This is a genomic window from Streptomyces globisporus (assembly GCF_003501885.1).
GTDB lineage: Bacteria > Actinomycetota > Actinomycetes > Streptomycetales > Streptomycetaceae > Streptomyces > Streptomyces globisporus_D.
The window spans coordinates 1-5,433 of the sequence record NZ_QWFA01000286.1; the positions used below are offsets into that span (position 1 = coordinate 1).

Below are 5,433 nucleotides of genomic sequence, written 5' to 3' on the forward strand. Positions count from 1 at the left end.
CCGCACGCCGCCCCGCGCCCCGGACCCCGTCGAGCCCGGCCGCAGCCCGTTCAGGAAGCGGGTCGGCTTGCGGCCTCCCCGGCCGCCCGGCGACCGGGCCAGCGCCCAGGAGAGCGAGAGGTGGACACGGGCGCGGGTGATCCCGACGTACAGCAGGCGGCGCTCCTCCTCGACCTGCTCGTCGGTCTTGGCGTACGCGATCGGCATCATGCCCTCGGTCAGGCCGACCAGGAACACGGCGTCCCATTCGAGGCCCTTCGCCGCGTGCAGCGATGCGAGGGTCACCCCCTGGACCGTCGGGGCGTGCTGGGCGGCCGCACGTTCGTCGAGCTCGCGGACCAGGTCGGTCAGGGTGGCCCCCGGTTTCGCCGTCTCGAAGTCCTCGGCGAGGCGCACCAGCGCGGCCAGCGACTCCCAGCGGTCGCGCACGGAGCCCGATCCGGCGGGCGGGCGGGTGGTCCAGCCCTTGGTGGAGAGCACCGCCCGCACCTGGGAGGCCAGGTCCTCCGCACCGTCGAGGAGGGAGTCGTTGCGCCCGGCGCGGGCCGCGCCGCGCAGGGCGATGCCCGCCTCCCGGACCTCGGCCCGCTCGAAGAACCGCTCGGCGCCGCGCAGCTGGTAGGGCACCCCGGCGTCCGCGAGGGCCTGCTCGTAGACCTCGGACTGGGAGTTGACCCGGTAGAGCACGGCGATCTCGCCGGCGGGCACGCCCGAGGCGATGAGGTCGCGGATGCGCCGGGCGGTGGACTCGGCCTCGGTGGGCTCGTCCCCGTACTCCGTGTAGACCGGCTCGGGGCCCTTGTCGCGCTGCGAGACCAGCTCCAGGCGGTGGTCGGCGGCCTTGCCGTGGGCCTGGCTCAGCAGGCCGTTGGCGAGGTGGACGACCTGGGGGGTGGAGCGGTAGTCCCGGACCAGCTTGACGACGGTCGCCCCGGGGTGACGGGTGCGGAAGTTCAGCAGGTGGTCGGGGGTGGCCCCGGTGAAGGAGTAGATCGTCTGACTGGCGTCGCCGACGACGCAGAGATCGTCCCGGTCGCCGACCCAGAGGTCGAGCAGCCGCTGCTGGAGCGGGCTCACGTCCTGGTACTCGTCGACGACGAAGTGCTGGTACTGGCCGCGCACGTGGTCGGCGATGTCTCCCCGGTCCTGGAGGATGCCGACCATCAGCAGCAGCACGTCCTCGAAGTCGATCACCGAGCGGTCACGCTTGAGCTGTTCGTACGTGGAGTAGATCTGGGAGAGGACCGCCGGGTCCCGGGGGGCGTCCCGCTGAGCCTTGGCGACGGCCGCCGCGTAGTCGGCGGGGACGGTCTGGGTGACCTTGGCCCACTCGATCTCGCCGGTGACGTCCCGCAGCTCGGTGCGGTCGAGCCGGAGCTCGCAGCGGGCGGCGGCCTCGGCGACGAGCTGCACCTTCCGCTCCAGCAGCCGGGGCAGCTCGCCACCGACTGCTTTCGGCCAGAAGTACTGGAGCTGCCGGAGCGCGGCGGAGTGGAAGGTCCGCGCCTGGACGCCGGTCGCGCCGAGCTGGCGGAGGCGGCCGCGCATCTCTCCGGCGGCCCGGTTGGTGAAGGTGACAGCGAGGACCGTGGCGGGCTGGAGGATGCCCGCCCGCACCCCGTACGCAATGCGGTGGGTGATCGCGCGGGTCTTGCCCGTACCGGCTCCGGCCAGCACGCACACCGGTCCGTGCAGGGCGAGTGCCACCTCGCGCTGCTCGGGGTCGAGCCCGTCGAGCACGGCGTCCGGGGTCTCGGGTACCTGCGGGAAGAGGGTGGAGTGCGTTGCTGATGTCACCCCGCCATGCTGCCAGGTCCCCGGGGGCGGATGCGGCGGTCGTCCACAGGCGTGAGCTGTTCGTCATACCGGGGCGGGCGGTGCGCGGCCTGCCTCGAAGCCAGTCCCGGAGCCGGTCCCGGAGCCGGTCCCGGAGCAACCCCAGGCCGGTCCCTGAGCAGTACCGGAGCCGGTCCCGAGTGGGCGACAAGCGGCCGGTCTCGGGGTCCGTACCGGCGTCGCGGGAATGGTGGTCGCCTCCCGTGCGTTCCTTAACCTTGCGGGAGCGCTGCGATGAGCGGCCGGTCCGCAGGTGACGCTGCCGGCCGCGCAGCGGTACGGACGAGACGAAGGAGCGCCAGCGACATGGCGGGCACTGTGACGATGTACAGCACCACCTGGTGCGGCTACTGCCGTCGGCTGAAGAGCCAGATGGACCGCGAGGGCATCGCGTACAACGAGGTCAACATCGAGCACGACCCGGAGTCGGCCGCGTTCGTCGAGAAGGCGAATGGCGGAAACCAGACGGTCCCCACCCTGCTGATCGTGGCCCCCTCGGGCACCGAGTCGGTCATGACGAACCCCTCGCTCGCCCAGGTGAAGCAGGCGCTCGCCGCCTGATCCGGCGGAGAGACGACAGCCTGTCGCGCGTACCACTGCCCCCGGCACCGCCGGGGGCAGTCGTGTGTCCGGGGGCGCGGACGTCAACGGACTCAGGCGGTCCGCTTCACCGCTCCCGGCTTCGGGAGCGGCTTGCCGTACCAGAGCTCGATCAGGCGGGACGCGATGGAGATGCCGAACGGGGGCATGATCTCGCCGGACTCGAAGGCGGCGGTGAGGTCCTCGCGGGAGAACCAGCGGGCCTCCTCGATCTCCTCGCCGTCGACGTTGATGTCGAAGGAGGTGGCCCGCGCCATGAAGCCGAGCATCAGGCTGGAGGGGAACGGCCACGGCTGGCTGGCGATGTACTCGACCTCGCCGACCGTGATCCCGGCCTCCTCGTAGACCTCACGGGCCACGGACTGCTCGATCGACTCCCCCGGCTCGACGAACCCGGCGAGTGTGGAGAAGCGGCCCTCGGGCCAGTGCACCTGGCGGCCCAGCAGCGCCCGGTCCTGGTCGTCGGTGACCAGCATGATGACCGCCGGGTCGGTGCGCGGGTAGTGCTCGGCCCCGCAGGCCTGGCAGCGGCGGATGTGGCCGGCCGCCGCGATGACGGTGCGTTCGCCGCAGCGGGAGCAGAAACGGTGGAGCCGCTGCCAGTTCTCCAGGGCGACGGCGTGCACCATCAGCCCCGCGTCCCGGGGGCCGAGGAGCAGGCCCGCCTCGCGGAGTCCGGCCGGGCGGGCCGACTGGTCCATGCGGCCGGGAAGCGAGTCCTTCTGGAGCGCGAAGTAGCTGACGCCGTCCTCGTCGGTGCCGAGGAAGTACCGGTGGGTCTCGGTGACCGGGGCCTCGAAGGCCGGGGTCATGACGATCTCGGTGCCCCCGTCGGGGGTGTCGTCGATCAGCACCTGCCCGCCGGAGACGACGAAGACGCGGGTCGTCGGGTGGCTCCACGCCACGGCCAGCCACGCCTCGTCGAGACGGTGGTGTGCCGCGCGGTCGATGCCGCTCGGCGCGGTGAGGCCGATCGGGCGGTCTGCGGTGGCGTTGTCGAAGGTGCTCACAGGTGCTTCCTACTCCCCCTGAGTGGATCGGGCGTACGGAGGTGGGGCGGGGTTCATCGGCCGAGCGCCGTGGCCAGTTCGCCCCACAGGTGGGCGGTCGTCTCCACGCCCTTGAGCAGCAGGTCCAGCTCGACCTTCTCGTCGGGAGCGTGCCAGCCGTCGGAGGGTACGGAGATGCCGAGGAAGAGGACGGGGGCGCCGAGCACGTCCCTGAGGTCGGCGGCCGGGCCCGAGCCTCCTTCGCGGGTGAAGAGGATCTTCTTCCCGAAGGCCCGGCCCATCGCGCGGGCCACGGCCTGCAGGGCGGGGTGGTCCAGCGGGGTCAGACAGGGGCGGGTGGCGGGCTGGAAGGCGATGGTGTGCCGGATGCCCGCCGGGATGCGGGACTCCACCCAGGCGCGGACGGTCTTCTGTACGGCGTCGGGGTCCTGGCCGTCGACCAGCCGGAAGCTGATCTTCACCAGAGCGGAGGAGGGGATGATCGTCTTGCTTCCGGCCCCCTGGTAGCCGCCGCCGATGCCATTGACCTCGGCGGTGGGGCGGGCCCAGACGCGCTCCAGCGTGGAGTACCCGGCCTCACCGGATGCGGCACCCGACTTGGCGGTGTGCAGCCAGGTGGCCTCGTCGAAGGGCAGCTCGGCGAAGAGGGCCCGCTCGGTGTCGGTGAGGTCGGTGACCCCGTCGTAGAAGCCGGGGATCGCGACGCGGCCGTCCGCGTCGTGGAGGGCGGCGACCAGCCGGGCGATCTCGGTGGCCGGGTTGGGGACGGCTCCGCCGAACGATCCGGAGTGGATGTCCTGGGCGGGCCCGTACAGCTGGATCTCGCACTCGGCGAGGCCGCGCATGCCGGTGCAGACGGTCGGGGTGTCCTCGTCCCACATGCCGGTGTCCGAGACGATCACCGCGTCGGCGGCGAGCCGCTCCGCGTGCTGCTCGGCCAGGGCGCGGAAGTTCGGGGAGCCCGACTCCTCCTCGCCCTCGATCAGCAGCTTGAGGTGCACGGCGGGGGTGGTGCGGCCGGTCGCGGCGAGGTGGGCGCGGACGCCCAGGGTGTGGAAGAACACCTGCCCCTTGTCGTCGGCCGCGCCGCGCCCGTACATCCGGCCGTCCCGGATCACCGGCTCGAACGGGTCGGTCGCCCAGCCGTCCTCGCGGGCGGCGGGCTGTACGTCGTGGTGGCCGTAGACCAGGACGGTCGGGGCGCCGGGGTCCTCGCTCGGCCACTCGGCGAAGACCGCCGGGGCGCCGGGGGTCTCCCAGATCTCGGCGACCGGGAAGCCGGTCTCCTTGAGCTTGGCGCTCAGCCACTCGGCGCTGCGCCGTACGTCCCCCTCGTGCTCCGGCTGCGCGGATACGGAGGGGATGCGCAGCCACTCGGCGAGGTCGTCGAGGAAGGCGGCGCGGTGCTGTTCGGTGTACGTACGGACGGCGCTGTCCGGGGTCTCGCTCATGCTCTTGAGCCTATCCGTCCCCGGCGACCGGCTCGTCCAGCAGGATCCGCTCCAGCTCCGCCCGGCCGGGCAGCCCCTGCGGATGGACGGTCTCGCCCGTGCGTACGTAGAGGAAGGTGGCGGTGACCGCGTCGAGCGGCAGATCGTGCAGCTCGGCCCAGGCCAGGCGGTAGACGGCGAGCTGGAGCGGGTCGGCGGTCCGGTGGCGGGTGGTCTTCCAGTCGACGATCTCGTAGGTGTCGCCCGTGCGGTAGACGGCGTCGATCCGGCCCCGGATCACCCGACCCGCCAGGGTGATCTGGAAGGGGGTCTCCACGCGGTACGGCGTGCGCCGGGCGTACGCGGTGCGCTCGAACGCCTCCTTCAGCTCGGCGAGGTCCCGCTCGTCGGCGATCTCGGCGTCGCTCTCGTCGCCGCCGGGCAGCTCGTCGGGGCCGAGCATGGGCAGCGGCAGCTCCTCGTACCGGGACTCGACCCAGGCGTGGAACCGGGTGCCCCGGCGGGCGGCGGGCTGCGGCGGGCGGGGCATGGGGCTC

The 5,433-nt window shown here is 72.7% G+C and carries 5 protein-coding genes; 1 reads left to right on the forward strand and 4 read right to left on the reverse strand.

The window, feature by feature from the left end:
- Positions 1-1,797: ATP-dependent helicase (locus tag D3105_RS31915; protein ID WP_133305737.1), on the reverse strand; the 1,797-nt coding region annotated here is incomplete at its 3' end.
- A gap of 345 nt (positions 1,798-2,142) precedes the next feature.
- Between D3105_RS31915 and D3105_RS31920 the strand changes: the two genes are divergently transcribed.
- Positions 2,143-2,397, forward strand: a complete 255-nt coding sequence (locus tag D3105_RS31920; protein ID WP_006127421.1) for a glutaredoxin domain-containing protein — start codon at positions 2,143-2,145, stop codon at positions 2,395-2,397.
- A gap of 92 nt (positions 2,398-2,489) precedes the next feature.
- Here D3105_RS31920 and nudC read toward each other — a convergent pair whose 3' ends face one another.
- The 3 genes from nudC to D3105_RS31935 form a co-directional block, all read right to left on the reverse strand.
- Positions 2,490-3,446: an NAD(+) diphosphatase gene (nudC, locus tag D3105_RS31925; RefSeq protein WP_030810565.1), complete on the reverse strand. Its 957-nt coding sequence runs from the start codon at positions 3,444-3,446 to the stop codon at positions 2,490-2,492.
- A gap of 53 nt (positions 3,447-3,499) precedes the next feature.
- Entirely contained in the window at positions 3,500-4,897 is a 1,398-nt protein-coding gene (locus D3105_RS31930) for a dipeptidase (RefSeq protein WP_118906349.1), read from the reverse strand.
- Between the two features lie 10 nt (positions 4,898-4,907).
- The coding region (locus D3105_RS31935; protein WP_165891119.1) for a PD-(D/E)XK nuclease family protein at positions 4,908-5,433 on the reverse strand (526 nt) is incomplete at its 5' end.